Origin of the sequence: Mycobacterium sp. SMC-4 (assembly GCF_025263265.1) — a bacterium.
Taxonomy (GTDB): domain Bacteria; phylum Actinomycetota; class Actinomycetes; order Mycobacteriales; family Mycobacteriaceae; genus Mycobacterium.
In genome coordinates, this window is record NZ_CP079869.1 from 839,794 (window position 1) to 865,570 (window position 25,777).

General features: G+C 68.2%; 18 protein-coding genes and 1 pseudogene. 4 read left to right on the forward strand and 15 right to left on the reverse strand.

Annotation, left to right across the window (positions count from 1 at the left end; all coding sequences use genetic code 11):
• The first annotated feature begins 130 nt into the window (after nucleotides 1-130).
• Nucleotides 131-352 (forward strand): hypothetical protein, encoded by a 222-nt coding sequence (locus KXD98_RS03990; protein WP_260761983.1) that lies wholly within the window; start codon nucleotides 131-133, stop codon nucleotides 350-352.
• Nucleotides 353-373: 21 nt separating this feature from the next.
• Here the strand turns inward: KXD98_RS03990 and KXD98_RS03995 are convergent, their stop codons facing one another.
• Together KXD98_RS03995 and KXD98_RS04000 are read right to left on the reverse strand one after the other, a co-directional pair.
• Nucleotides 374-940, reverse strand: a complete 567-nt coding sequence (locus KXD98_RS03995; RefSeq protein WP_260761984.1) for a TetR/AcrR family transcriptional regulator — start codon at nucleotides 938-940, stop codon at nucleotides 374-376.
• 61 nt (nucleotides 941-1,001) lie between these two features.
• Nucleotides 1,002-2,168 (reverse strand): acyl-CoA dehydrogenase family protein, encoded by a 1,167-nt coding sequence (locus KXD98_RS04000; protein WP_260761985.1) that lies wholly within the window; start codon nucleotides 2,166-2,168, stop codon nucleotides 1,002-1,004.
• A 91-nt stretch (nucleotides 2,169-2,259) separates the two neighbouring features.
• Between KXD98_RS04000 and KXD98_RS04005 the strand changes: the two genes are divergently transcribed.
• From KXD98_RS04005 to KXD98_RS04015, 3 genes and pseudogenes are all read left to right on the forward strand, one after another.
• Complete coding sequence (locus KXD98_RS04005) at nucleotides 2,260-2,460, forward strand: NAD(P)H-dependent oxidoreductase (protein WP_260761986.1); 201 nt, start codon at nucleotides 2,260-2,262, stop codon at nucleotides 2,458-2,460.
• Nucleotides 2,461-2,510: 50 nt separating this feature from the next.
• Nucleotides 2,511-2,651, forward strand: a pseudogene (locus KXD98_RS04010) (NAD(P)H-dependent oxidoreductase); the annotation flags it as partial.
• 83 nt (nucleotides 2,652-2,734) lie between these two features.
• Nucleotides 2,735-2,887 (forward strand): hypothetical protein, encoded by a 153-nt coding sequence (locus tag KXD98_RS04015; protein WP_260765510.1) that lies wholly within the window; start codon nucleotides 2,735-2,737, stop codon nucleotides 2,885-2,887.
• 18 nt (nucleotides 2,888-2,905) lie between these two features.
• Here KXD98_RS04015 and KXD98_RS04020 read toward each other — a convergent pair whose 3' ends face one another.
• From KXD98_RS04020 to recC, 13 genes are all read right to left on the reverse strand, one after another.
• Entirely contained in the window at nucleotides 2,906-4,453 is a 1,548-nt protein-coding gene (locus KXD98_RS04020) for an MCE family protein (RefSeq protein WP_260764974.1), read from the reverse strand.
• Between the two features lie 2 nt (nucleotides 4,454-4,455).
• Nucleotides 4,456-5,592 carry an MCE family protein gene (locus KXD98_RS04025; protein ID WP_260761987.1) on the reverse strand — a complete coding sequence of 379 codons (1,137 nt, stop codon included), beginning with the start codon at nucleotides 5,590-5,592 and terminating at the stop codon, nucleotides 4,456-4,458.
• Nucleotides 5,589-6,998: an MCE family protein gene (locus KXD98_RS04030; protein ID WP_260761988.1), complete on the reverse strand. Its 1,410-nt coding sequence runs from the start codon at nucleotides 6,996-6,998 to the stop codon at nucleotides 5,589-5,591. Before KXD98_RS04030 ends, KXD98_RS04025 begins: the two co-directional genes overlap by 4 nt.
• A 4-nt stretch (nucleotides 6,999-7,002) precedes the next feature.
• Entirely contained in the window at nucleotides 7,003-8,442 is a 1,440-nt protein-coding gene (locus KXD98_RS04035; RefSeq protein WP_260761989.1) for an MCE family protein, read from the reverse strand.
• The gene (locus KXD98_RS04040; protein ID WP_260761990.1) at nucleotides 8,439-9,479 is read right to left on the reverse strand and encodes an MCE family protein; all 1,041 of its coding nucleotides are present in this window, start codon (nucleotides 9,477-9,479) and stop codon (nucleotides 8,439-8,441) included. The genes KXD98_RS04035 and KXD98_RS04040 overlap by 4 nt, the downstream gene beginning before the upstream one ends.
• Nucleotides 9,476-10,684 carry an MCE family protein gene (locus KXD98_RS04045; RefSeq protein ID WP_260761991.1) on the reverse strand — a complete coding sequence of 403 codons (1,209 nt, stop codon included), beginning with the start codon at nucleotides 10,682-10,684 and terminating at the stop codon, nucleotides 9,476-9,478. Before KXD98_RS04045 ends, KXD98_RS04040 begins: the two co-directional genes overlap by 4 nt.
• A gap of 474 nt (nucleotides 10,685-11,158) precedes the next feature.
• Nucleotides 11,159-12,355, reverse strand: coding sequence for an SfnB family sulfur acquisition oxidoreductase (locus tag KXD98_RS04050; protein ID WP_260761992.1), 1,197 nt, complete (start codon nucleotides 12,353-12,355; stop codon nucleotides 11,159-11,161).
• Entirely contained in the window at nucleotides 12,352-13,521 is a 1,170-nt protein-coding gene (locus KXD98_RS04055; protein ID WP_260761993.1) for an LLM class flavin-dependent oxidoreductase, read from the reverse strand. Before KXD98_RS04055 ends, KXD98_RS04050 begins: the two co-directional genes overlap by 4 nt.
• A gap of 1 nt (nucleotide 13,522) precedes the next feature.
• Nucleotides 13,523-14,953 (reverse strand): LLM class flavin-dependent oxidoreductase, encoded by a 1,431-nt coding sequence (locus KXD98_RS04060; RefSeq protein WP_260761994.1) that lies wholly within the window; start codon nucleotides 14,951-14,953, stop codon nucleotides 13,523-13,525.
• 77 nt (nucleotides 14,954-15,030) lie between these two features.
• Complete coding sequence (locus KXD98_RS04065; protein ID WP_260761995.1) at nucleotides 15,031-17,421, reverse strand: lysylphosphatidylglycerol synthase transmembrane domain-containing protein; 2,391 nt, start codon at nucleotides 17,419-17,421, stop codon at nucleotides 15,031-15,033.
• Nucleotides 17,422-17,491: 70 nt separating this feature from the next.
• Nucleotides 17,492-19,162, reverse strand: a complete 1,671-nt coding sequence (recD, locus tag KXD98_RS04070) for an exodeoxyribonuclease V subunit alpha (protein ID WP_260761996.1) — start codon at nucleotides 19,160-19,162, stop codon at nucleotides 17,492-17,494.
• Nucleotides 19,159-22,464: an exodeoxyribonuclease V subunit beta gene (recB, locus tag KXD98_RS04075; RefSeq protein ID WP_260761997.1), complete on the reverse strand. Its 3,306-nt coding sequence runs from the start codon at nucleotides 22,462-22,464 to the stop codon at nucleotides 19,159-19,161. The genes recD and recB overlap by 4 nt, the downstream gene beginning before the upstream one ends.
• A complete protein-coding gene (gene recC / locus KXD98_RS04080) occupies nucleotides 22,464-25,751 on the reverse strand; it encodes an exodeoxyribonuclease V subunit gamma (RefSeq protein WP_260761998.1) in 3,288 nt (1,095 codons plus the stop codon). Before recC ends, recB begins: the two co-directional genes overlap by 1 nt.
• Nucleotides 25,752-25,777: the final 26 nt, after the last annotated feature.

The following is a 25,777-nucleotide window of genomic DNA, read 5'->3' on the forward strand; positions in this document are numbered from 1 at the left end:
TATTAGTTTCGCTAATCAGTTCTGTTAGTAGAGCTTTCGAATTGACGTCAAGATCACGAAATTGCCGACCTGAGTGTGATCCAGGTCATTCTCAGGATATGATGTGTGTGCGATCACAGAAAGGCGGGCCATGGTGGGAATCGGCGAGGGCGCGGTAGTGCCCCCGGAGGTCGAGGCACGGCGCGGCGCACATCCGTCCAGCTCGGTGAACTGGGCGCTGGCCCTGCTGATGTTGCTGATCCTCGCGGCGGCGATCGCAGGTGTCGTGGTGGCCCTGTCGAGCGGCATGCCGACGGTGGCGATCGTCATCGCACTGGTCACCGGTGCGGTGTTTGCCGGCGTGCTCTGCTGAGTCGCCGACCCCGGCGCGGTGTCACGGCCGCAACATGAAGTCCACGAGTTCCTGCCGCTCTGCGAGCGGGAACTGCGGTGACCTGGAGCCCGACAGGTGCAATGCACCGATACCGATGGCGAACAACCATGCTGACCGCTGCTCCGCGATCTCCTTGCTGAAGCCGCTGTCGATGAATGCCTGACGCACCGCGGCGCGGGCACGGTGGTCGGCGGCCCTGACGCTGCGGGCTGCGGCGCGATCGGTGCGGGCCCATTCTCGCATCGCCCGCTCGAGCATCCACTGACGCGGGCTGACCAGAAAAGCGGTCATCTTGATCAACCGATCGCGCGCCGGCAGCGCCGCCAATTCGCTGAATTGACGGTGATCGTCGTCGCGCCACTGCGCCCAGGCCGACACCAACGCCGCCTTGTACGCCGCCATGTCGGTGAAGTGCCAGTAGAAGCTGCCCTTCGTCATGCCTAGCCGGGCGGACAAGACGTCGATCTTCAACGACCTGAAGCCGTCCTCGGCGAGGATCTCGAAGCCCGCCTGCAGCCATTCGTCTGAAGAGCTGCGCCCCGCTCCCCGGCGCTCGGAACCTGCCACGGCGCCAGCTTAAGGCCACGCGACCGCAAGGGCGGAGTCCGCGTGTGGACTTCGGGGTGATTCAGACCATCGCGATCGGTGAGATCGAGGCGCCCACTCGCAACGCGCCGTCGAGTTCTCGGCTCAGGTCGTAGTCGAATACTGCGTGTCCGCTGACGATGTCCACATCGCGTCTCGCCCTCTGCATCGGATTGTCCAGGAAGTGGGCGCTCGCCCCAGACGCCCCCAACGTATCGCCGATGACGGCCCGGCATTCGTGTACGACGTGTGCGGCGGTGGCACGCGCACGCGCCCGCAAGCCGAGATCGACTGCTTCAACACGGGATACCGCGCTCTGCACCTCGTCGGCGACGGAGAGGACGAGCGCACGCAGGGCTGCCACACGCATGGTCACCTCCGAGAGGCGCATCTTGGCTCCCGACTGTTCCTTCTGCGCGCCGCCACCGTGGGCGAGTATGCGATCTCCGAGTCGTGCCGTGAACAGCTCCACCACGCGTTCAGCGGTACCCAGCACCGGCATACAGGCCGTCAGCGCCAACGCCGACACGATCGGCCACCGGTAGGTGGCACTGCCGTGCACTCGAGCGCCCGGGCTGGCTCCGGTGTACACCTGCGCCACGCTGACGACTCGGTGGGCGGGCACGTAGACGTCCTCCACGATCAGATCATTCGAGCCTGTGCCCCGCATGCCTGCGGTGTGCCAGACGTCAGCCACCGTGACATCGCCGATCGGGAGCGCCGCCAGCGCCGGGAACATCGACGAACCGCTTCCGAGCAGGACGCCGACGAGTACCCAATCGGCGTGCATGATCCCGGTTGCCCACGACCAGCGCCCCGTGATCCGGTAACCCCCATCGGTCGGCTCGCCGCGACCGGACGGCGCCAGCGGTGCCGGCGCGAGAACGGCTCCGTCGGCGAATATCTCATCCTGGGCCTGCTCGTCGAACAGGGCGATCATCCAGTTGTGCAGGGCGTAGAAGCCCAGGGTCCAGGCTGTCGACGTGCAGCCGTGACCGAGTTGTCGAACCGGCTCGAGCACTGCCGGGAACGGTGCCTCCATGCCGCCGTAGCGGGCGGGCAGAAGCAGCTCGAAGAGCCCGCTGCTCCGGGCCTCGGCGATGGTCTGGTCGGGAAGCCGGCGCAGCTCTTCAGTGATGCTGGCGCGCTCGGCAATTCGCTCGACGAAGTCGGCGTCGATCACCACCCCGGCAGGGGTCGTCATGGTCATGAGCGGACATTACCATACTTTTAGGTATGGTAATGTCCGCGCTTATGAGCTTGCTGTGGTGGATCACGGACGCGGTATTCGGTGGCGCGGCATGATGCGAACGTTGTGGGTGGAGGCATCGCCGAAGGGCGAACACTCGTTGTCCACCGCGGTCGCGCGGGAGTTTCTCGATGCCGCCGACGAAGGGTGCATCGGAACCGTGGACCGTGTTGAACTCTGGTCCGATGAGATGCCGGTGTTCGGCCGCGATGCCGCCATGGCCAAGTTCGCCCCCTTCTCGGTGACCCGCTGACCGCCGACCAACAGCACGCGTGGAACCAGGTGACGGAGCAGATCGACAGGGTGCGCCGCTGCGACCGGGTCGTCGTGTCCACACCGATGTGGAACTGGTCCATTCCCGCTCCGCTGAAGAACTGGATCGACGTAATCGTGCAGCCACTGCTCACCTTCACCCTCGACGCCGACGGAGGCCACATCGGCACTCTCGGGGAAGGGCGGCCGCTGCACCTCCTGTCACGCGCAGCAGCGCCTACGATGGCAGGCACCCCGAGCTCAAAGACTTCCAATTGCCTTATCTGGAGTACGTGTTCACGCTCCTGGGCTATCGCGTCGATTCCCTGGTGTTGGAACCGACCACCCGATGGACCGAGGAGGAGCGCCGCGCATTCCGTCAGGATGCGTTGGCGATTGCTCGGGAGCGAGGAGCAGCGCTGCGTTGAGTGCCGCGGTCGCGCCTGTCATCCGGCGGGCGCGAGCATCTCTTTCCATTCTTCCCCGGTGGGCATCTGCGAGGTCACCGTGAACACCGTGCCGTCGCTGGCCACCACTTGGCCGCGGGAGACGTCGTAGATCGTCGACGGAATGGCGGCGGGGGTATAGGTGCACTGCACCGGCTGCTGCCCGCTGCAACGCGTCGATCCACTTCGCGGTGCCGTCACCGGGTCGCTGACCGGTGGCGGAGACGGCGACAGGGCGTCGGCGGGCGCGGGATTGCCGCCGTTGTTGACGCTCGGTGCCGGGACTACCAGTCCTGGAGCGACCGGCTGGTCGCACCGGGCCCCGGGCGCGGGACAGGAGACGATCTGATTGGGATCGCCATACCAGGGATTGGTTCCCGCCGGCACGTACGGCGCGTCCGAGCGGCACTCCTCGGGATTAGCGGCCCGCCGCCCGGGGACATCAGCGCAGGGATAGTTGCGCGCTCCGCGCACCACATTGGCTTGAAAGTCTTTCGGAATCTTGCAGTACGCACGGGCCGGGGGGTCGACCGTGGTGGTCTCGGCCGGTGATCGCCATTCCGACGCGGGCAGGAAACCCGTCAGGCAGGGGGGTGGCTCGTTGATGGCGAGACGGAAATCCAGAGCCGCCGATCCCGGGAAGGGCGCGACCACGGTCTGCGCGATGGCGGCACCCTGCGGGAGGAACACCAGACCCTGCTCCACGCCCGAGCGATAGCGTTTGAGCATGTCGAATACCACCGCGGTGTTCGCAAGTACCTGTGGAAGCGATTCCTGCACACCGCCGAACACCGTGGCCAGCTGGTCTGCAGTGGGAGCGGCTGTGCGCAGAATCGACCGCGCGGCCTCGTCCTCACGCGAGCTCTGCCTGGCCAGATCGCGCACGTTGCGCGCCCACCGGTTGATCGCCGCACCGGTGGAGACCTGGCTGTCGAGCAGCGGACCCGAGTCGTCGATGAGAGCGTCGATGGAATCTGCGTTGGCCGCGAGGTCTCCGCCGATCGCCTGTGCGGAATCGACCAGCCGCTGCAGCGACGGGCCGAGGTCACCCACCGCGGTTGACGTCTCGGTGAGCAGCGCGGCCAGCTTGTCCTGCGGGAGTGCGTCCACGGTGTCGTACGCCGCGTCGATCAAGGGGCCGATCGGTTGTGGCACAGTACTTTTGGTGATTGTCTGACCGTCGGCGAGGAAGCGGTCGCCGGTTCCGTCGTCGACGAGGTCGAGGAACTGCTCTCCGACCGCCGACACGGAATGCACATTGGCGACGACATCGGCCGGCACCGCGACGGAGTCATCGATCGACAGCGTGGCCCGCACACTACCCCCGATCGGTTCCACCGAGGTCACCTTGCCGATCGTGATTCCGCGGTAGGTGACGTTGGCCGTCGGATACAACCCGCCAGAGGAGGGCAGTTCGACGTTGACGGTGTAGCGACCGACGCCGGCGAGGGCGGGCAACCTGAGGTAGTGGATCCCCAAAACGCTCACCGAGATCACGGTCAGTATCGCGAAGACGACGAGTTGGACACGGCGGGCTCTGGTGAGCACGGTCATCGCCCCCTCTCCGGGGGGACGTCCGCGGGGCTCGGTGTGAAGCGGACATCCGGGATCATGGTGGCCGGATCACGGCCCCATGACTGCTCCAGCGCGCGTAGAGCCCCGGAGAACCTCGTACCGCTGAGCAGGGCATTGTCGATTGCACTGAGGGTGAAGTCGATAGTCGCCGAGATGTTCACGTAGTCGCCGCGAACGACTTTGGGCACATCGTCGATGTTGAACGGGGCAGTCAGGAGGACCTTCAAGGCCCCGAGGAGGTAGGGGGAGGCGTGTCCGAGCTGCGTGAGCGGACGCTGCAACAGTCGTAAGTTGTTCTCCAGGTCGGCGCGCGATGCCTCGACGGCATCTCCGGTGACTCGCGACAACCGTCCGATTGCAGCGGTCGCGTCGGTGAACAGATCCTGTTTGGCGTCGAAATGCGCGATCAGCGGCGGTAACTCGGCAAGTGCCGCATCGACGACATCCTTGCCCCCGGCCAGCACTTTCAGCAGATCGTTCGTCGAGTCGAGGGCACGGGTTATCCCGGCGCGCTGGCTGTTGAGCTCGGTCACGAACGTGTCGAGTTGGGTGAGGAAGTCTCTGATCTCCCCCGCGCGGCCGGTGAAGAGTTTGTCGAGTTCGGTCGCGATGGTGTCCAGATTGGACAGACCACCACCGCGCACGACCATGGCGATGCTTGCCAGCGTCCGTTCGGTCGTCGGGAAAGCTGACGTCTGCGAGAGCGGGATGGTGTCGCCGGTGCGCAGGGGCTGCGGGGACGGATCCGGCGGGGCGGCCAGCTCGACGTGCTGGCTGCCCAGCACGCTGGTCTGGCCGACCTTGGCCGTCGCGTTGCTCGGCAGCCTCACTCCCGGGTCGAGATCCAGCGTGAGCAGCGCGTGCCAGTGCCGTAACTCAATCTTCGCGACCCGGCCGATGAAGACGTCGGCAACGCGAACGCGGCTGTTGACGTTGAGGGCCAGCGTGTTCCGCAACTCGACGTAGATCGTCGAGTGGCCGGGTCCGGTGCCGGGTCCGCCCGGCATGGGCACGTTGGCAAGCCCACGCCAGGAACTGCAGCCGCTGACGAGCAGCAGACAACACACCAGACTAAGGATGACCCTGGCGACATGGATCTCAGTGCCTTTCACGGTTGTCCCCCTACTTCTGCGGCGAGCGGAGGCGCCGGGTCCGGGCCGCCCAGCAGAGCAGCCAGGGAGTCCGGCGCCACCATCTGCTGCGTCAGCGCTTGGAGATCGAGGCCCTGCATGCCGGGGGCCACCACCCACCCGGGTTCGCGATTGCCGTGCGACAACGGCGTATCGCGCGCCCACAACCCCGGTACCGTGGTGTCTTTGAAGCCGGGCGGGGGCCGCAGGCGTTCCTCGGAGTACGTCACGTACTTGGGTAGCGTGCTCGCGGTGGTGAACGGCTGGAATCCGAACGGCGGATAGTTGAACTTGATGGCGTCGAGGATGGGGGCGAGGTACTGGGCGCACAGCTCGGCTGACTCCTGATACCCCAGCCGGCTGCCCGCCTGTACTGAACTGCAGAGCAGCTGAAGCGGATTCGCGAAGTTGTTGACCACCGGGACGGCGGTCAGCGCGCCGTTGACGGGGGAGTAGATGTTGACGAAGTTGCCACCGAAGGTAGGCAGGACGTGCAAGGTGTTCTCCAAACCCTTGAGGGCATCCGGCTGCAGCAGGGCATCGGTGACCTGACCCAGGTTGTCGACGTCGGTGACCGCGACGTCACCATTGTGGTCGAGGAAGTCGCGAGTCCGATTCAGCAATTGCCGGAACTCTTGCACGCCGCGGGCGAGCTCATCGTCAGAATTGTTCAGGGCGTCGGTCAGCGTGGCGAGGTCGTTGTTGAACGCGCTGAATTGCTGATCGCTCGCGCGCAACGTGCTGACGAAGAGTGCGAGGTTGCGGACGACCGAGAAGAGATTGCCCCGTCCCTTGTTCAACGCCGACAGCGCTTCCGACAGGCTCGCGAAAGCCGTGTTGAGTTGCTCGCCCGTGCCGGCCAGGCCGTCGGCGAACGCCGACACCACATCTCCGACAGGACCGCGCGGTTGCTCCGGTGTGGGACCCAGGCCATGGAGAACCGCCGCCAGTTGCTGCCGCAAGTCGTCCCATTCGACGGGCACGCGGGTGCGCTCGAGGGGAATGACGGCGCCGTCGGCCAGGGACGGCCCGCCGGTGAAGGCCGGTGACAACTGGATCGCGCGCGAGGCCACAAGGCTGGGGTTGACGATGGATGCGGTGGCCGTCTCGGGAACCTTGACCGAGTTGTCGAAGTGCAGAACGACTTTCGACTTCCCTCCGTCCGGCTCGATGGCGTCGATGGTGCCGACCCGTACGCCCATCACCAGGACCTGATCTCCGGGATACAGCGCAATGGTGCTCGGGAAGTACGCCGTGACACTGGTAGTCGTCATGTCTCGGTAGAGGCGGTGCCCGTAGACGGCTGCACCCAGGGCGGCAACAACGGCCAGCGCCGCGACGGCCACGAGGACGCCGACTCGCCGGGGCGTGGTCTTCACCATCTGCATCGCTTCACCGCCCGTTCTCGATGGGGACGGGCGGCACCGGTACCGTTCGCGCTCCCGGGGGTGCCGGTGGAAGAGGAACAGGGGTGCCGGGAACCGGCGGCGGTGGCGAACCAGGTATCGCCGCGGCGGGGATCCCGGGCAGAAGAGGAGCCTGCGGCTGTGGCGGTGACACGGCCACCCGCGGTGGCCCGTAGTTCGGGCCGTAGGGGTTGTCGCCGAAGGGCCCCAACGTCTCGCGGCTGCAGGCGAGTGGATCGTCTGCCGTGGGCATCTCGCCACTGGCCGGCTTGTACGAGCACGGTGACCCTTTCTCCACGGCAGGTCCGGGGAACTCGGGGGTGCCTTCAAGCGGTGTGGGGGCGGGCGGCGGGGCGCCGTTGGGGAAGCCCTGTCCGTTGGGATCGGGGAATCTGAAGGCAGGCAAACCGGCGTCACCCCAGAACTTCCGGGGGTCGATACCGCGCTTCTTGAAAGCGGAGTCGATGAACGGCTGCAGGATCTGTCCGGGAATCAGGTTGGACACCATCACCTTGAAGTACGGGCCGGACGCCACGGCCTCCGAGATCGCGCCGACGAACCGGTCGACAGTCGCCAGCGTCTGCGTGAGCTTGGCTCTGTTCTGCACGAGCGTCTCAGAGAGCGTGCGCAGTTGCACGAGAACGGCATTGATGTTCGGATTGTCGTCGATGACGCCCACGACCTGCGCGGACACTGCCGCGATGTTGCCGAGGAGGTTGTCGATGTCGGCGCGCCGAGCGTTGAATTTCGCCAGCAGTGCTTGCGCGTTGACCACCAGTTGATCGATGGTCTCGCTGCGGTCGCCCAGCACCATGGCGACCTGATCGGCGTTGGCCAGAAGCTGGTTGAGCTGGTCGTCGCGGCTGCCGATGGTGTCGGAGAACTCGGCGACTCCCCGCAGCGCCGCAGACAGTTCGGGCGCGCTCGTCGTGACCGTCTCCGACAGAACATTCAATGACTCACGAAGACTGGGGATGTCCCATCCCGCCGTGGACCGCGTCAGATCGTCGAACGCGTCGTAGATCTGATAGGGCGTCGTGCTCTGGTCGAGCGGCAGTGTCGCGTTGGGCTGCAGCCGAACGGATCCGTGCGGTTCGACCTCTAACGTCTTCCTGCCCAAGATGGTGTCGGTTCGAATGCTCAACCGGCTGTCGGTACCCACGACGGACCCGCCGAGGGTGAATCCGACGCGAACACGATCGCCGTCGACTTTGATCGCCTTCACCGATCCCACGTCCATGCCGTTGAGCCGCACCAGATCTCCGGGCTTGAGCCCCGCGCTCTCGCGAAACTGGCCGTAGTATTCGGGTGTCGCGAACAACATCGGCACGTTGGTGAGGCTCTGCCCGACGCCGGTCACCAGCGCGACGATCACGGCGCCCATGAATCCCGTCCGGACGAGCGCGCCCGATTCGATTGCTCTCATTTCGGCGCGCACCGACCAGAGGGCTGACTGAGCAGCTTGACGGTGCGGACCGGGCCGCCAGGCTGCAGGCCGTTCAGTTGGATGCTGGCGTCGCACAGGTAGAAGTTGAAAAAGTCTCCGTAGACTCCACCCGAGCGAGCCAATATCGCGAGCGCATCCGGCAGCTCGGTCAGCAGATCGGACAGCTGCGGATCCTGGTTGACCAGGGGTTGCTGCACGGTCTGGAGGCCAGCCACCGTGCGTTGCAGGACCGGCCGGTTGTCGGCGAGGAGATCGGCCAGCGTGCCTGCTGTGCGGCCGATGTCGGCGACTCCGTCGGCGATGGCATCACCGCGTTCGTTGAGCCCGACGATGAGGTTGCGCAGATCGACCACCGCCCCGTCGAGTTCCCGCTGATGCTTGGCCGTGGTCTGGAGAAGTATGTTGAGATTGGAGATCACCTCGCCGATGACCCGGTCTCGTTGTGCGAGCGTCTGAGTCAGCTGTCCCGCTTGTGTGAGGATGTTCTCGACCGTGCCGCCCTGGCCCTGGAAAACAGTGATCAGTGACTGCGCGATGGTGTTGACCTTCTCCGCGTCGAGGGATTTGAAGAGCGGTTCGAATCCTCCGATCAGAGCGTCGAGATCGAGTGCGGGCTCAGTCCGATCCACGGGGATGACACCGCCGGGCTCGAGTGGTGGCGCTGCGCCGTCGATGGCACCCGGTTCCAACTCGAGGAAGCGGTTGCCGATGAGGTCGGCGTAGCGGATGCGTGCGCGGGTGCTCTGGTCGAGGGGCAGCGATCGATCGACGCTGAACGTGACGACGATCGTGTGGCCGTCGGCGTCGAGGTGGACGCCGCCGACCTTGCCGACCTCTACGCCCGCTGCACGCACGAACTGTCCGGGCCGAATCCCGCTGGCGTTGGAGAACTTCGCCGCGTAGCCGTGGGTGCGGTCGAACCGTAGCTGACCGAACACCACGATGATCAGAGCGGTGAACGTCAACAAGATCAGTGAAGTGGCGCCGAGTTTGACGGCGATTCGACCGAACGTCATGGGTTCACCGTGTACTCGCCGACCTGGCGGCCCCAGACGTACTCGTTGAGCAGGGGCTGTCCCCATTCGAAATGGTTGTAGGGCGCCAGCGACGCTCCGGTGTCCATCACCAGCGCGGGTGCAGGCCACAGATCACGGGTGATCGACTGCCAGCAGCCCGGCGCCCCACCAGGGCCGCCGCGGGCGTTGGTCCGCGGGAGATTGTCGGGGTAGACATACGGTGCGGCGCCGCCCACCAGCTCGGTGGTCGTGACTGCTGCGTAGCCGTTGCCGCCCAACGCGGCAGACACTTTGGGCGCAACGTCGTGGTAGTTGCGGATGGTGCAGAACAACGCGGGGGAGTACTCGTCGAGAAGTTCTGCGGTCGGTGTGAGGTCGGCCAGCCCGCGCACGAGGTAGGGGGCGGCCCGCTCGATCGTGTCTGCGCCCGGTTCAGCGAAGCCCAGGGCGGCCAGCAACGCCTGGTCCAGGTTGTCGCGCTCGTCGTTCAGGGTGCGGACCGTGGTCAAGGCATCGCGGAGCCCGTCGAGAAGCGGTTGGGCGCTCCCCCGGTAGATGTCGGTGAGATCGGCGAGGCGATCGATGTTCTCGCGCACCCGTGGCATGCGCGGGTTGACTCTGTGCAGCACGTTGTTGGCCTCGACGAGCGATCGGCCGAAATCGTCCCCCAGGCCCGTCAGCGCGGTGGCCGTCGCCTTGAGAGTCATGTTGAGCTCGATGGGATCGATCTTCTCGGCGATATCGGTCACCGACTCGAACAGCGAATTGAACTCGGTGGTCACCGCTCCCTGCGCGACGTAGAGGACGTCGGTGGACGTCACCGGCCGAGCAGGAGTTGTTGGCGACCGGAATGCGACGTACTTGTTGCCGAACACCGTCGATGCGGTGATCGTCGTGTCGACGTTGACGGGAAGAACATCGAGATATCTCGGCGCGACGTCGACGAGGATGCGCGCGGCAGGGACGTCCCCGGTGACGACCTGCTGGACCTGCGTGACGCGCCCGATCACAACGCCATCCAGGGTGACTTTCGACCCGGGATCCAGAACCAGGCCCGCTCGCGGTGCGAGCACCGTCAACTGGACCGATGGCGTCAAGGCGCCACGAAACTGGAGGTAGACCAGCGTCACGAGTGCTATGACGGCTACCGCCAGCACCGCACCTGCGGGCTTGTAGGAACGTCGGATCCGTCCGGTACGCATCATGCGTGGCTGGACACGTGGAAACGACGACATGCGTCGGTTTTCGGAGCGAAGTGCATGGCCGGCCCCCAGGGTTGCGTGCTGGCTGTGGCGGCGACGATAACATACTTTTAGGTATAGGAGATCGCGTTTTGGACGCCGGTTTATTGACGCCCAGTGAAACATCGGCGGGTTCGTCGGACGCTCAAATCCGCTCGGCGCAGCGTGACTCGTATCCGCTCGGCCCTTTGATGCGCGTCGAGTTCGGGGTGTGCCATACGTTCATGTATGGATTCTGGGACAGCGACATCGACACACGTCTCGGAGACTTCGCGCTCCCGCGGGGGTGCAGCGAGGGTCTGGAATTCATGACCTCCACTCCGGCCGCGTCACGCAGGTGTCGTGGTGGCCCTGTCGAGCGGCATGCCGACGGTGGCGATCGTCATCGCACTGGTCACCGGTGCGGTGTTTGACGGAGTGTTCTGCTGAGCTGACCCGTCAGATTTGGCCGTGGCGCGGCGGGCGGGTGCCCGACAGCGTGTGACGGCCGATGTGCTGCAGCTTCCATCGGGTGGGGTCGTGCAGCGTGTGGGTTCGGGCGTCGCGCCAGTATCGCGACAGATTTCCTGACGCCGAGGCGCTGCGCGTCCCACCCAACTCGAAGAGGGCGCTCGACGCCTCCAGTGCGGCGCGCACCGCCGCGACCTTGGCCACCGCGACAGCCACTGACGCCGCGGCAGCCGACTCTTCGGTGAGGTCGGTGGTGGCGTTGTCCACCGCCCGTGCCGCATCGGCCAGCAACGCCTGCGCGCCCCGCACGGTCACCGTCAGCTCACCGGCCAGCGCGATCAGCGTCGGATCGTCTACCGCCGTGTCGACCGACGCCTCGAAGTGCGGCCGGGCCCGCTGGGCTTGACGCACCCCCGCGGCCAGCGCCCCGGTGGCGATGCCGACGTCGATGGCGCTGTGCAGCAGCTGCGCCCGCGCGCCGTAGGTGGTGGGGACCGTGAAGATCGGCGAGAATGCGACGACATGGTCGGCCGGGACGACCACATCCTCGAGCGTCACCGTGCCCGAGGCCGTCGTGCGCTGCCCCATACCGTCCCAGTCGTCGACGATCTCCAGTCCGTCCGCGTCGCGAGGCACGAACGCCACCGACTTGGGCGTGGCCGCCGTCGGTGCCCGACCGTCGTCGAGGGACGCCCGCACCACCACCCAGTCGGCGAACAGTGCGCCGGTCGAGTAGAACTTGCGGCCCGACAGCACGAAGTCGCCGTCCCGCCGGCGGGTCAACCTGGTGGTGTCGACGTCGATGCCGTGCGGGCCGAGTTCGGACTGCGCGTTGGCCAGCAGAGCGCCGTCGCGCACCAGGTCGAAGAAAAACCCCTGCTGAGCATCGGTACCCTGCAACCGCAGTGCTTCGAGGAACACGAAGTGCGAGTGCGGAATCTGTGCCAACGACGGGTCGGCGTGCGCGATCAACCGGAACACCTCAGCCAGCACCACGGCCAGCACATCGATGCCGCCGTGTGATTCCGGTACTGAAATAGCGAGCAGCCCAGAGTCTTTGAGGGCAACGACCTGATCGTGGGGCAGGTTGCGCTCGGCATCGCGGCGCGAGGCGCCGGCTTCGAACTCGGCCGACAACTTCGTCGCGATGTCGAGCACTTCGTGGGCGCTCGCCGGTGCGCTCATCGCGCAGCGCCGACGAAGGGGATCGATACCGTTGCCACGGATGGCTTTTCGGCAGTAAACAGACCGCGCTGACGCAGCAGCGGCACCACACCCTCGCCGAACCAGAACAACTCCTCCAGGTGTGGGTACCCGGAGAAGATGAACTCATCGATGCCGACGTCGGCGTACTCGGCGATGCGGTCGGCCACCTCGGTGTGCGTTCCCACCAGTGCGGTGCCGGCACCGCCGCGGACCAGCCCGACCCCGGCCCATAGGTTCGGTGCCACCTCCAATGATCGGGCATCATGCCAACTGCCGTCGCGCCGATGGGCCTCATGCAGGGCCAGCATCCGCCGCTGACCCTCGGATTCGCTGCGGCGCAGGCTGTTCTGCGCGTTGCGCACCGTGTCCTCGTCGAGGGCGGCGATCAGCCTGTCGGCCTGAGCCCACGCCTCGGCGGCGCTGTCGCGCGAGATCGTGTGCAGTCGGATGCCGAAGCGCACCTCGCGACCCTGCTCGGCGGCCAGCTTACGGATCCAGTCCACCTTGTCGCGCACCGCCTCGGGTGGCTCACCCCAGGTCAGGTACACATCGGCATGCCGGGCCGCCACAGGACCCGCGGCCGCCGAACTGCCCCCGAAGTACAACGGCGGCACCGGGTCCGGATGCGAGGGGATTGTGGCGTTCTCCACCTGGATGTGCTCGCCGTCGCGCGTCACGCTCTCCCCGGCCCACAACCGGCGGACCACGTCGAGGAACTCGTCGCACCGGGCGTAGCGCGCATCCTTGCCCAGATGGTCGCCGAACGCGCGCTGCTCGTGGGCCTCACCGCCGACCACGACGTTGAGCAGGATGCGGCCCGGGGCGTGCCGGGCGAACGTCGCGGCCATCTGCGCCGACAACGTGGGGCTGACCAGACCCGGGCGGAACGCGACCAGAAACGCCAACGACGTCGTCTCCCGCGCCAGCAGAGCCGCGGTGATGAACGCGTCCTCGCACCAGGCGCCCGTCGGTATCAGAGCCCCGGTGAAGCCGAAGCTCTCAGCGGCGCGAACGATCGAGGCCAGATAGTCGATCGAGGCGTCACGGTCGCCGCTGGCCGCACCGGCGGGCTGGCCGTGACCGCCGCCGACGATCAACCGGCTGTCGCCGTAGGTGGGCAGGAACCAATGCAAGCGGATTCCCATGTCAGCGCCCGCCCGCCGGTGACGAAGGCACCGTCGCCGGGCGGTCGATGATCGTCGACCCGCGCGCACCGACTCGGTAGGTGGCTCCGCGGTGCTCGTCGGCGAGTCGGTCGCCTCGACCCAACAGCTTGTGGCGCAACGTTCCCGGTGTGTAGTCGGACTGGTAGGCGCCGCGCTCGAGCAGGACCGGAACCACATGGTCGATGAAATCGGCGAACGATCCCGGTGTGACGGCGTAGGCCAGGTTGAAGCCGTCGACATCGGTCTCGGCGACCCATTCCTGCAAGGTATCTGCCACGCGCACACCCGATCCCACGAAGCGTGGCCCCATGCCGCCGATCTTGCCCCACTCGGCGATGTCGCTCACGGCCCACTCGCGGCCGTCCGGATCGGCCGACTGGAAGGCGGCGACTGCCGACAGGATGGCGTTGGAATCGACGTTGCCGACGGGTTCGTCGAGACCGTAGCGGGAAAGGTCCACCCCCATCCAGCCGGACATGAACACCAGCGCGCCCTCGGCGTCGCCGTAGGACAGGTACTCGGCGTGTTTGGCGCCGGCCGCCTCGTCGGTGGGCCCGGTGATGACGGTGGACAGGTTGAAGATCTTCACCGAATACGGGTCGCGCCCGGCGAGTTCGAGTTCCCGCCGGATGGTCGAAACCGTGTCACGCAGCACCGCTTTCGTGGGTGCGGCGGTGAAGATCGCCTCGGCGTTCTCGGCGGCGAAACGCACCCCCCGCGGCGAGGAGCCCGCCTGGTAGATCACCGGTGTGCGCTGGGCCGACGGCTCACACAGGTGGATGCCGGGGACGCTGAAATGTGTTCCGTGGTGGCCGATGTGGTGGACCTTGTCCGGGTCGGTGAACACATGGCGGGACGCATCGCGGATGACGGCGTCGTCCTCCCAGGAGCCCTCCCAAAGTTTGTAGAGCACCTCCAGGTACTCGTCGGCGTGGTCGTAGCGGGCGTCGTGGGCGGGCTGGTCGGTCTGGCCCATGTTGCGGGCCGCGGTGGGCAAGTAGCCGGTGACCACGTTCCAGCCGATACGCCCGTTGGTCAGGTGATCCAGCGTGGACATGCGGCGGGCGAACGGATATGGGTGCTCGAAGCCGGTGCCGGTGGTGATACCGAAGCCCAGGTGCTCGGTGACCAGAGCCATCGCGGAGACCAGCAGCATCGGGTCGTTGACCGGAACCTGGGCGGCGTGGCGGATGGCGGCCTCGTCGCCGGCGCCGTACACGTCGTAGGTGCCCAGCACGTCGGCGATGAACAACCCGTCGAAGCGTCCCCGCTCGAGCAACTGCGCCAGCTCGGTCCAGTACCGCAGATCCTTGTACCGCCAGGACTGGTCGTCGGGATGCTGCCACAGCCCGGGGGATTGGTGGGCGACACAGTTCATATCGAAAGCGTTGAAGCGAATCACGCGAGTCACCGCGAAATCGTGCACTCGCGCAACCGCGGGGTCACCGGTTTGTCTCACCGCGATCCGAACACGCCGAGCGGGGGCGCTCAGATCATGTTCTTGCGGGTGAGCCAGCGCATGATCGGCCACCCCACGAACACCGGCAGCCAGCAGGTCAGGATTCGGTAGAGCAGCACCGAGGGCACCGCGACTGCCGCCGGCACACCGAACGCGGCCAGCCCGCCGATCAGCGCGGCCTCGACCGCACCGACACCGCCGGGGGTGGGCGCGGCCGACGCCAGCGTGCCGCCCACCATCGTCACGATCGTGACGGTGACGAAGTTGACGTCGCCGCCGAATGCCTCGATGCTGGCCCACAATGCCAATGCGGCGCCGAGAGTCGTTGCTGCGCAACCAAGGACGATGACCGCCAGGCGTTTGGGCTCCTGGGCCAGTTCCTTGAGGTCACTGAGCACCTCTTCCAGCCGCGGGCGCACCGCAGTGGCCAGCCAGCGCCGCAGCTTCGGGACGAACAGGAAGATGCCGACAGCGCCGAGCAGCACCCCGGCGATCAGGTAGAGCACCGTGGCGCCGGGCACGAACCGCGACAGGTCGGCCGACACACCGGCGGCGAGGCTGAAGATCACCAGCAGCGAGAGGTGGGTGATGATCTGCACCGACTGCTGCAATGCCACCGCGGTGGTGGCGCGCAGCGCGCCGAGCCCGCCCTTCTGCAGGAATCGTGCGCTCAGCGCCAACCCGCCGACCCCGGCTGGGGTGGTGGTCGCGGCGAACGTGTTGGCCACCTGCATGATTGCCAGATTGCGGTACTTGACCAGGCCGTCCGCGCAGGCCCACAGCGCGGCACCGGCGCCCAGGTACTTCAGCGCCGAAACCGCCAGTCCGGCCAGCGCCCACCACCAGTTCGCCGAGCGCAACTCGGAGAAGAACACCGGCACCGAGCTGATGAACGGATAGGCCACATAGACCAGCGCCACCAGCAGCACCAGCTGGATCAGCTGATTGCGGGTGAACCGGGTGATCGTCGCCGTCTGGATCTGATCGGCACCGGTCTGGCGCTTGACCTCGTCGCGCAGCGTCGTCATCGAGGTGCCGGCATCCGCTACCGAATCCCGGACCCGTTTGGGCACAGCGGCTTTGGTGAGCCGGCGGGACGCGCCGAGGACCTCTTCGTTGCCGAACACCGTGATGGCGGCACGCACGGCGTCCTCGGCGCCGTAGAGATCGGCGGTCGTCACCAGCAGCTGCGCGATGTCGGCGTGCAGGTGGGCTTCGGAGGCCCCGTACTCCGCACTGGTGAACCCGCCGAACAGTGGGGTGCCGTCGTCGATGGTGATCTGGTCGGTGCGCAGATCGCCGTGGGCGATCTGCTGGCTGTGCAGCATGCCCAGCCCATCCCAGACCCGCGCCACCGGCGTCTGCTCGTGGCAGCGGTCGATCGTGACGCCGCGGGCCGGGCGGTGCGCGTAGAGCGTCCATCCGCGGTCCAGCGTCGCCACCGCGATCGGCGACGTGTTCGCCAACGCCAGCTCACCGACCGCGATCGCCATCAGCGCCCGGTGCTCCACCCGGCGCCGCATCGAGGTCTGCAGCGGCGCGGTTTCGCTGTCGCGCAACCGTAGCTTCTTCCAGAACTGGGTCAGAAAGCCGCCGCCGCGCTGGTGCGGACCGTACAGTTCGATGACCGCCGCCTGGGCCCCGGTATCGGGCCCGGACGGGTCGCGACGCCCCGCGAGTACCAGCGGTCCCCGGCCGGCCGGCCGCAGCACCTCCAGCGCCGTCACCCGGAAGCCGCGTCGGTTCAGCGCCCGGACCGCGTCGTCGAGCGGAACCTCCAACGCCGGGGTGCCGACCACCAGCACCACCAACGCGCCGACGAACCACCCCACCGCCAGCCCGAGCAGGGAGCGCGCCGGCACCACCGCGCTGACCACCAGGTGGATCGGGACGAACGCCAACAACAACGCCCACCACCAGCGCCGCCACCGGGCCGGGAGCCACGGCCCCGACACCGTCAGCACCGCGGCCAGCATCGCGATCCACCGCGGATCGTCGAGGAACTGCGACAGCACGGTGTCCAGTCGTTCGTTGAGGTCGAAATGCCACTTGGGCGCCGAGATGCCGTTGCCGGTGATCGACAACGACAGGATCGCGATCCCGCCGGCCGCGGCATAGGCGCCGAGCAGCTTCCACTGCTGCTCGGCGATCAACCCGATCAGGATCGCGAACGGCAAGGCCACGATCGCCACGCCGTAGATCAGGTAGACGGCGTTGGACTGGGTGGGGCTGAGCACGCCGACGATCTCGGAGATGGACCGTTCCAGCGCTTCCCACTCGTAGCGGGTGATCAGCGTGCTCGTCACCACCACGACCAGGAAGATGCCGGCCAGCGTCAGGCGCAGGATGTCGTTGGTGCGCCGGGTCAGGGGCTGCAGCAGGCTGCCGGTGACAGCGATGTCGCGCCCGTCAACTCGCATGCCCAACGATCCTCTGATTGGTCGATGAGCCGTCGTCGGCTCACCCGACAACTTAGCGAAAGCCGACCGGCTACTGGCGCAAGCGGCGGGCCAGGCCGGACGCCCGCAGCGCCCGCCGGTCCAGCGCGGCGCGGATCGCCGACTCCGGACCGACGACACGGACCCGCTTCTTGGCGCGGGTGACCGCGGTGTAGAACAACTCCCTGGTCAGCAGCCGAGAGTCCGGCGGGGGCATCAGCACCGTGACCTCATCGGCCTGGCTGCCCTGGCTCTTGTGGATCGTCATCGCGTACATGGTGTCGACGTCGGCGAGTCGGCCCGGGCGCAACCGCGCCGCACCGATGACCACCTGCAGCGCTTCGTCGCGCACCACGGTGACACCGGTGTCACCGTTGTAGAGGCGCTGGCCGTAGTCGTTGACCGTGACCAGCACCGGCCGGCCCGGATACCACGGTGACCACATCGGTTCACCGGTCGCGTCGGCCAGCCACCGCTGCACCTGGTGGTTCCAGTACCGCACGCCGAACGGCCCGCGCCGGTGGGCACACAACAGGCGGTGTCCGTCCAGTGCGCGTACCGCGGCCTCGGCGTCACCGAGGATGGCAGCGTCACGCAGCAGCGACGCCTGCGCCAGCAGCGGCCCGCGCAGATGCGGGGCCGGGTCCTCGGTGTCGATCCACTCGATATGCTCGCCGCCGGCCCGCAGCACCGCCAGCAGCCCCTCGGCGTCGCCGGCGCGGATCGCGTCGGCCACCGCGCCGATGTCGGCCCCGAAGCGGTGCGAGGTCTGCAATGTCGCGACCCGCACGTCGGCGCGGTCGCCGAGCCCGTCGACCAGGTCGGCCAGCACCGCCCCGGCCTCCACCGAGGCCAGCTGGTCGGCGTCACCGACGAGCAGCAGCCGACTGTCCGGACGCACCGCCTCCAGCAGCCGGGACATCAGTGTCAGCGACACCATCGACGTCTCGTCGACGACGACCACGTCGTGGGGCAGTCGGTTCTCCCGGTGGTGACGGAACCGAGACGAGCTGCCGGGCCGGCGCTGCAGCAGGCGGTGCACCGTCGCCGCGGTGAGCTCGCCGAGCCGGCCGCGGTCGGTCGGGTCGAGCTTGCCGACCTCGATGGCGACCGCCTCGGCCAGCCGCGCGGCGGCTTTGCCGGTGGGTGCGGCCAGCGCGATGCGCAGCCGGGGACGCCCGGCCAGGGCAGCCTGCTCGGCCAGCAGCGCCAGCAGCCGAGCCACCGTGGTGGTCTTGCCGGTGCCCGGCCCACCGGTCAGCACCGTCAGCGATTGGGTGAGCGCGATTTCGGCGGCGTGGCGCTGCTCCTCCCAGCCTGCCGGGAACAACCGGTCCAGCCCGGGTGTCGGTGTGGCCGGGGCAGCGGCAAGCAAGGCCAGCACGTCGTCGCGCACCTGCTGCTCTTCGCGCCAATATCGGTCGAAGTACAACAGGTCGTCGACGAACCGCAGCACCGGCGGGTCGCCGGCCAATGGGCTGGACCGTACCGCGGTCAGCCACCCGTCCGGGTCCGGCCACGGCAGCTCGGGCAGCCCGATCTGCTCGGCGGCCGACCGCAGATCCACACACACCGACCCCGACCGCAGCGCCCGGACGACCAACGCCACCGCCAGGGCCACCGACTCGTCGGGTTCCTCGGCCAGCGCGGTCAGCCGGGTCGCGACATGCACGTCGGCAGGCTCGAACACCTCGGCCTCGACGAACGCCGACAGCAGGCTCACCTGCCAGCTCCGTCGAGGAGGTCCGACAACTCGGTGATCAGCGCCGCGGGCGGTCGCCAGCTGAACACCCCGGTCGGGTGTCCGTCGACAACCGGCGTGGCCGGGCCGCACATGCCGCGCAGGAACAGATACAGCACACCGACCAGATGACGCTCGGGTTGGTAGCCCGGCAGTCGCCAACGCAGAAAGCGATGCAGCACAACGCAGTACAGCAATGCCTGCAGAGGGTAATCGGAGTGCAGCATCGCTTCGGTCATCCGCGGCGGGGTGTAATCGGCTGCGGTGAGCGCCCGTTCGGGCTCGCCGAGCCAGTTGGTCTTGTAATCGACGACCACAAACCGGTCCCCGGGCAGCCGCAGCACCGCGTCCACCGAGCCGCTCAGATAACCCTTGAGCGACTGGCCGCCCAGCGAGGCGCTGGTCAGTCGTGCCGCGTAGGGCGCCAGCACATCGTCGGTGCGCACGTGGGTGGCGAACAGTCGGCCCAGATCGGCGACGGTCAGCTTCGGTGCGTCGCCTCGGACATCACCGCCGGCCAACGGGAACTCGAAGTCCAGTTCCCGTAACCGGTCCCGCAACGGAATCTGGCGCAGCGTCAGTCCCGGTGCCAGCGGGCCCAGCGGGGTGTCGTGCAGCGGAACCAGTGCGGCGGCGAGGTCGGCGGCCGGGGTGGCCGACGCGGTGTCGGTCGGCCACCACACCGACTGTTCGGCGACGGCGCGCTCCAGTTCGGCGGCCAGGTCGGCAGCCACCGGGTCGGCGGTCTCCAGCACCGCGTGCACCAGCGATCCGAACGTCGCCCCGGTGGGCAGTCCGGCCATCGGAGAGGGCATGTCGGCGCCGTTCAGATCGGCCGGATGCGACATCGGTGCGTCGGTGACCTCGTCGTCGAGTTCGACCACCTCGGGCTCGCTGGCCACCCCGGAGGCCGCCTCCGAGGCGCGCAGCAACCCGGAGTAGGACGTTCGCCGCCAGCTGGTGTCGATCTTGCGATGGAAGTGACGGGCCCGCAGATCGGTTGCCAGGGCGGGTGGTTCGACGTCGATGGCAGCGGCCACGACAGACTCTTCGAGCACCGGCCCGCCGAGGTCGGCCCACGCCCGCAGCGCGCCCATCGCGTCGGCGTCGTCGATCTTGGCCGGATCGCAGCGATCGGGCACCGCGGTCTGTCCCGGTCGGCGCCCGCGCAGCAACCGGGACAGACCGCCGTTGGGCTCGTCGAACGACGGCGCCCACCAGGCCACCACCTGCGACTGCGCCCGGGTCAGCGCCACATAGGTCAACCGGACGTCGTCGGAGGCGGCCTCCCTGCGCCCGAGCGCAGCCACGGCGTTGTAGTCGGGGCTGCTCTCGCCGCCGATGTGCAGGCACCGGGTGTCGTCCTCGTGGTAGAGCACCACCTCGCGGGTCGCGATGTTGCGGTTGAACGCGAACGGCAGGTACACCACCGGGTACTGCAGACCCTTACTCACCCACACCGTCATGATCTGCACCGCTGCGGCGTCGCTGTCGAGACGCCGGTTGCGTTCGGCAGCGCCGTCGTGCTCCTCACGTCGGGTGCGCAGCCAGTCCCGCAGCGCCGGCAACCCGAGATGCTCACGGTGGGCGGTCTCGTGCAACACCTGGGTGATGTGGGCCATGTCGGTCATGTGCCGCTCACCGTCCTGCCACGCCAGCACCCGCCGGCTCATCCCCGCCAGCTGCGCGGCCTCGAACACCGCCGCCACTCCCCGTTCCCGCGCCTGGTCGGCCCATTCGCGCAGCCGCTCGGCAATCCGGTCGGTCAATGTATCACCTTCACCAGCAAGGCTTTCCGCGCTGACTCCGAAGAACATCGTGGTCGCGGCCGCGCGTACCAGACCGGACCGGTGCGGCTGGTCGAACGCTTCGAGTAGGCACAGCCAGTCGTCGGCGGCCCGGGCGGTGAACACATCCGAGTCGCCGGTGTAGACCGCCGGGATGCCCGCCTCGGCCAGCGCGTCGAAGCAGGCGCGGGCATCCTTGTGCGTCTCGACGATCACCGCGATGTCCTTGGCCTGCAACGGCTTGTCGCAGAATGTCGCACCGCCGGCCAGCAGGGCCGCGACGTCGGCGGCCAGGTCGGCGCCGATGTGTCGGCGCAGTCGGTCCATCGTGATGACGCGCTCGGCGCGGGTGCCGAGCACCTCGCGGGACACCACCCGCAACCGGAACGGGTCGTTGCGTGGCGCGCCCTGCAGGCGGTGCCCGCGGTGGTGCGCCTCGACCGGACGAACCACGATGCGCGGGTCACCCAGTTCGGCGTCGCGCAGCACCGCCTGCAGCGCGTCGACCAGCACACCGTCGGTGCGCCAGTTGGTCCCGAGCGTGCGGCGGTCGCCCGCGGTGGCGGCGGCGTTGAGATAGGTGACGATGTCGCCGCCGCGGAAGGCGTAGATGGCCTGCTTCGGGTCACCGATCAGGATCAACGTCGAGCGACCCGAGAACGCCCGGTCGATCACCTGCCATTGCACCGGGTCGGTGTCCTGGAACTCGTCGACCATCACGATCGGCCACCGCTGCTGCATGCGCAACCGTGCCGCAGAGTCGTCCTCGTGCAGCGCGGTGGCCAGCCGGGACAACAGGTCGTCGTAATGCAGGATGCCCAGCCGGCGTTTGCGCCGCTCCAGCTCGGCGCACACCTGCGTCGCGAAGGTGAGGCGGACCTCGGCCTCCGATCCCGGCGCCGGATCGCGCGGGCGAAGTTCGGTACCGGCGTTTCCGACGACCTGGCGGGCCAGCCCCAGCGCCTGGTCGCGGGTCAGCACCGGATCGTCGTGCTGCTGGCCGAAGTGGGCCAGGTAGAGGTCGTCGACGATCTCGGCGGTCAGCTCATCGAGGCTGTCCACCAGCCGCACCCCCGCATCGGAGTCGCCGGCCACGCCGAGCGAGCGCAGCACCAGTTGGCAGAACTGGTGGGTGGTGGCAATCGTGGCCGCGTCGAACCCGGCCAGCGCGTCGCGCAGCCGCTGCCGGCGCAGTCCGCGGTCGTCATCGGTGCCCTCGATCAGCTGCGCCACCAGCTGGTTGTCGCCGGCCGCCGACGGGTCGTCGAACGCGGCCAACGTGTCCACGATCTGGCAGCGGACCCGTTCCCGCAGCTCCTGACTGGCCGCCCGGCCGAAAGTGACCAGCAGCATCTGGTCCAACGTCGCCGCGCCCTCGGCCAGGTAGCGGGTGACCAACCCGGCCAAGGCGAACGTCTTGCCGGTGCCGGCGCTGGCCTCCAGTACCGTCGTCGACCGCGACGCCGGCAACGGGCCGAGCAGATCGAACGTGCGCATCAGTCGGGATCCCGTTCGGCGGTCAGCATCGGCAGCCACAACCGAGATGCGTAGGCCCCCAGCCGGGTGGACTCGCCGTCGTACTCCTCACCGGGCTGCACCGGGGTCAGCAGCACGCCCAGATCACTGAACTTGCCCCAGACCTGCTGATGGGCCGGCTGTTCGTTCTCGCCGGGAAACCGCTTGCTGTTCCAGCGGAACCCGGCCTCGCGCAGGGGATCACCGCGATGCAACCGCGCCTCGGCCCACGCGTAGGACGTCTTGAGCGGCAACGGGATCGGCTCGCGCCGGCCGGCGTCATACATGGCGACCAGCTCGCCGAGCACCTCGACGGCTGCCTGCTGCGGTCGACCGAGCAGCCGTTGCCGGGGCGTGCGGCCACGCTTGGGCCGGCCGATGCACACCGCTGTCCAGTCCGCTGAATGTGCGGCGGCCAACGCCACCAACTGGATCCACGGTTCGAGCAGATGGCGGCCGTCGAGCTTGGCGTACCGGACCGCCACGATGCGCGCGCCGTGCACGCGGGGGACCGTGCCGGTGACCCGGCGGCCATTGCCGAGGTCGACGTCGACGTCGTAGGCCCGCGGTGCCGGCGCGAGGTGGCCTCGCGCGGCGTGTGCCAGCGCGTCGACCTGCTCGCGCAGTTGGGTGGCCTTGCGCCAGCCCAGACGCCCCGGTGGCAGTGCCCCGCGGCGCCACTCGGCCTGCTGCGCGGCCTCCGGATCCATCCCGCGCAGCACGTCGTCGAGCATGCGGTCGCCGATCTTCCACTCCTGCAGCGCGTCGATTTCCACCGGCATGGCGTCCTCGACGGTCTCGACGTCCCACGGCAACGTGTAGTCCAGCGCCCGGAAGAAACCCTTGACGGGATCGCGGAAGAAGCCGATGAGGTCATCGAGGGCGACGTCCTCGTCGGGAGGCTGCGGGAGTTTGGCCGACAGCAGCGGCGGCTGGGCGCAACGGTGCCCGGCAGCGGTCGCGGCAGCCTCACGAGCGGTCGGATCGAACGTGAACGGCACATCGGCAGGCATGCCGAGTGCACCGGGAGTGACGTTGCGAACATCGAACGGCTGCAACGGATGTTCCACCAGCACGCGTTCGCGGAGCCGGTCGGGGGTTGTCATGTCCAGCGCGTCGAGGATCTCCAGCAGCGGAACGGCCGGCGGCTTGCGGTGACCGCTGTGAGCGTCGGCGCCGGTGTAGGTGATGACCAGGGCTTCGGTGGCCGCGCCGATCGCGTCGAGCAGCAATTGTCGGTCCTCCGAACGGGTGTCGCGTTCACCGGTCAACGGCTCGCGGGTCAGCACGTCGTCTCCGTCGATGACGCCCAGGCGCGGGAACACGCCGTCGTCGAGCCCTACCAGACACACCACCCGGTGGGGCACCGAACGCATCGGCACCATCGTGCAGACCGTCAGTGTGCCGGTGCGGAAGTTCGCGCGCGTCGGCCTGCCCGCCAGGTGACGGTCGAGCAGGGCCCGGACGTCGGGCAACCGTAGCTCGATGTCGTGACGCGGACCGGCCTTGGCGAGGATGTCCCCGAACTCGCGACGGACCTGCCCGAGCTGCCATTCGTCGGCCTCACCGACCGCGGTGAGGGCATCCAGAGCGCCACTCAACGCGCCCAGCCAGGAGCCCAGAGACTTTGTGCCGCAGAGTGACTGGATGCCGGCATGCAGCTTCTCGACATAGTCGGCGAACCGGCCCGCCAGTTCGACGTGGTTACTGCCGACGTCGTCGAGCGGCAGCGTGGTGTGCAGCCAGGCCTGCGAGTCGTCGGACATCGCCACTCCGGCCAACACCCGGTCCAGGCCGAATCGCCAGGTGTTCTGCACGAAGTCGACGCCGTAGTCGCGGCGGGACTCACGGTCGAAACCCCACCGGATGTTGGCTTGGCGCACCCAGGCGCCCATGGTGTCGAGGTCGTCGTCGGAGAAGGAGAACCGCTGCCGCACGGGGGTGGCCTCGGCGAGGTTGAGCACCTCGCCGGCGGTGGCCCGGCCACCGGCCAGGGCCAGCAGCTGCCCGGCCACCGCCAGCAACGGATTGGTCTGGGTGAGCGCACGATCGGCCAGTGTGACCCGTAGCCGGTGCGCCGGATGCGCGCCCGGCATGGCCTCTGCGAGGCCGAACCCGGCCACGATCAGCGGGGCGTAGGCCTCGATGTCGGGGCACATCACCAGGATGTCGCGGGGTTCCAGCGTCGGGTCGTCGTCGAGCAGACCGAGCAGCACCTCGCGCAGCACGTCGATCTGCCGGGCCGGGCTGTGGCAACTGTGCACTTGCACCGAGCGGTCGGCCGCGTGGTGTGTGCGCCCCGCCGGCCGCACTGCGTTGGCGGCGATGTCGGACTGCAACCAGCCCAGCAGCGTGTCCGGCCGGGCCGCCGCGCCGAGACACCGGTCGGTCACCGCGTCGGTGGGCAGGCTGCGCTGCAGCTCGCGCAGGTCTCGGCCGAGGGTGGCCAGTAGCGGGTGACCGACGTCGCGGTGGGTGGTGTCGGCGCTGCGCGACACCGGCCCGTGCACGCCGTGCAGCCGCGCCCACAGATCGGCGCTCGGGTGCGGCAGCCACAGGTGCAGGTCGTGGTGGGTGCTCAGGGCGTGCAGCAGTTCGACGTCGGTGACCGGCAGCCGGGTGTGGCCGAACAGCGACATCCGCTGCGGCAGACCGGTCGACGAATCCTGCAGGCGCGCAACGGCCTCGGCATGCCTGATGTGGGGCGGACGGGCCCCGATGTGATCGACCAGCGCCCGGTAGAGCTCCGGTTGCCAGGCCAGGTCACGATCCAGCCCCTCGGTGCGCTGCTCCAGCCAGTCGACCAACAGGCCCGGACGCTGACGGGCGTAGGACGCGAACAAGCCGGCCAGTCGCCGGGCCACCGCGTACCGGCGACCGCGGCGCAACTCCTGCTCCTCGCCGTGCTCGAAGTGACCGAGATGGGCCGCCAGCGTGCGGCACCAGGGGCGCTCGAGCGAGTTGTCGATCACCTCGAGCAGCGGCCACACCACCGCATCGGGCGCCCAGGGGTCGTCCTCGACCGTCCCGGCGAGTTCGGCGACCAGGGAAGCCGGACTACGGAATGTCACGCCGGCGCATACACCGTCCTGACCGAAGCTGCGGCCCAGCACATGGGACAGCCGCTGACTGAGCCAGCGCTCCACGCCGCGGGCCGACACCAGCACCAGGTCTTCGGCGAACGGGTCGGCCGGGGGAGTGCTCAGCAGCGTGCCGAGGCCGTCGGCAAGCAGGTCGGTCCGGTCGGCCCGATGGAGGTGAAGCGCCATCGGGGCCTCACCCTACGGCCTGGCAC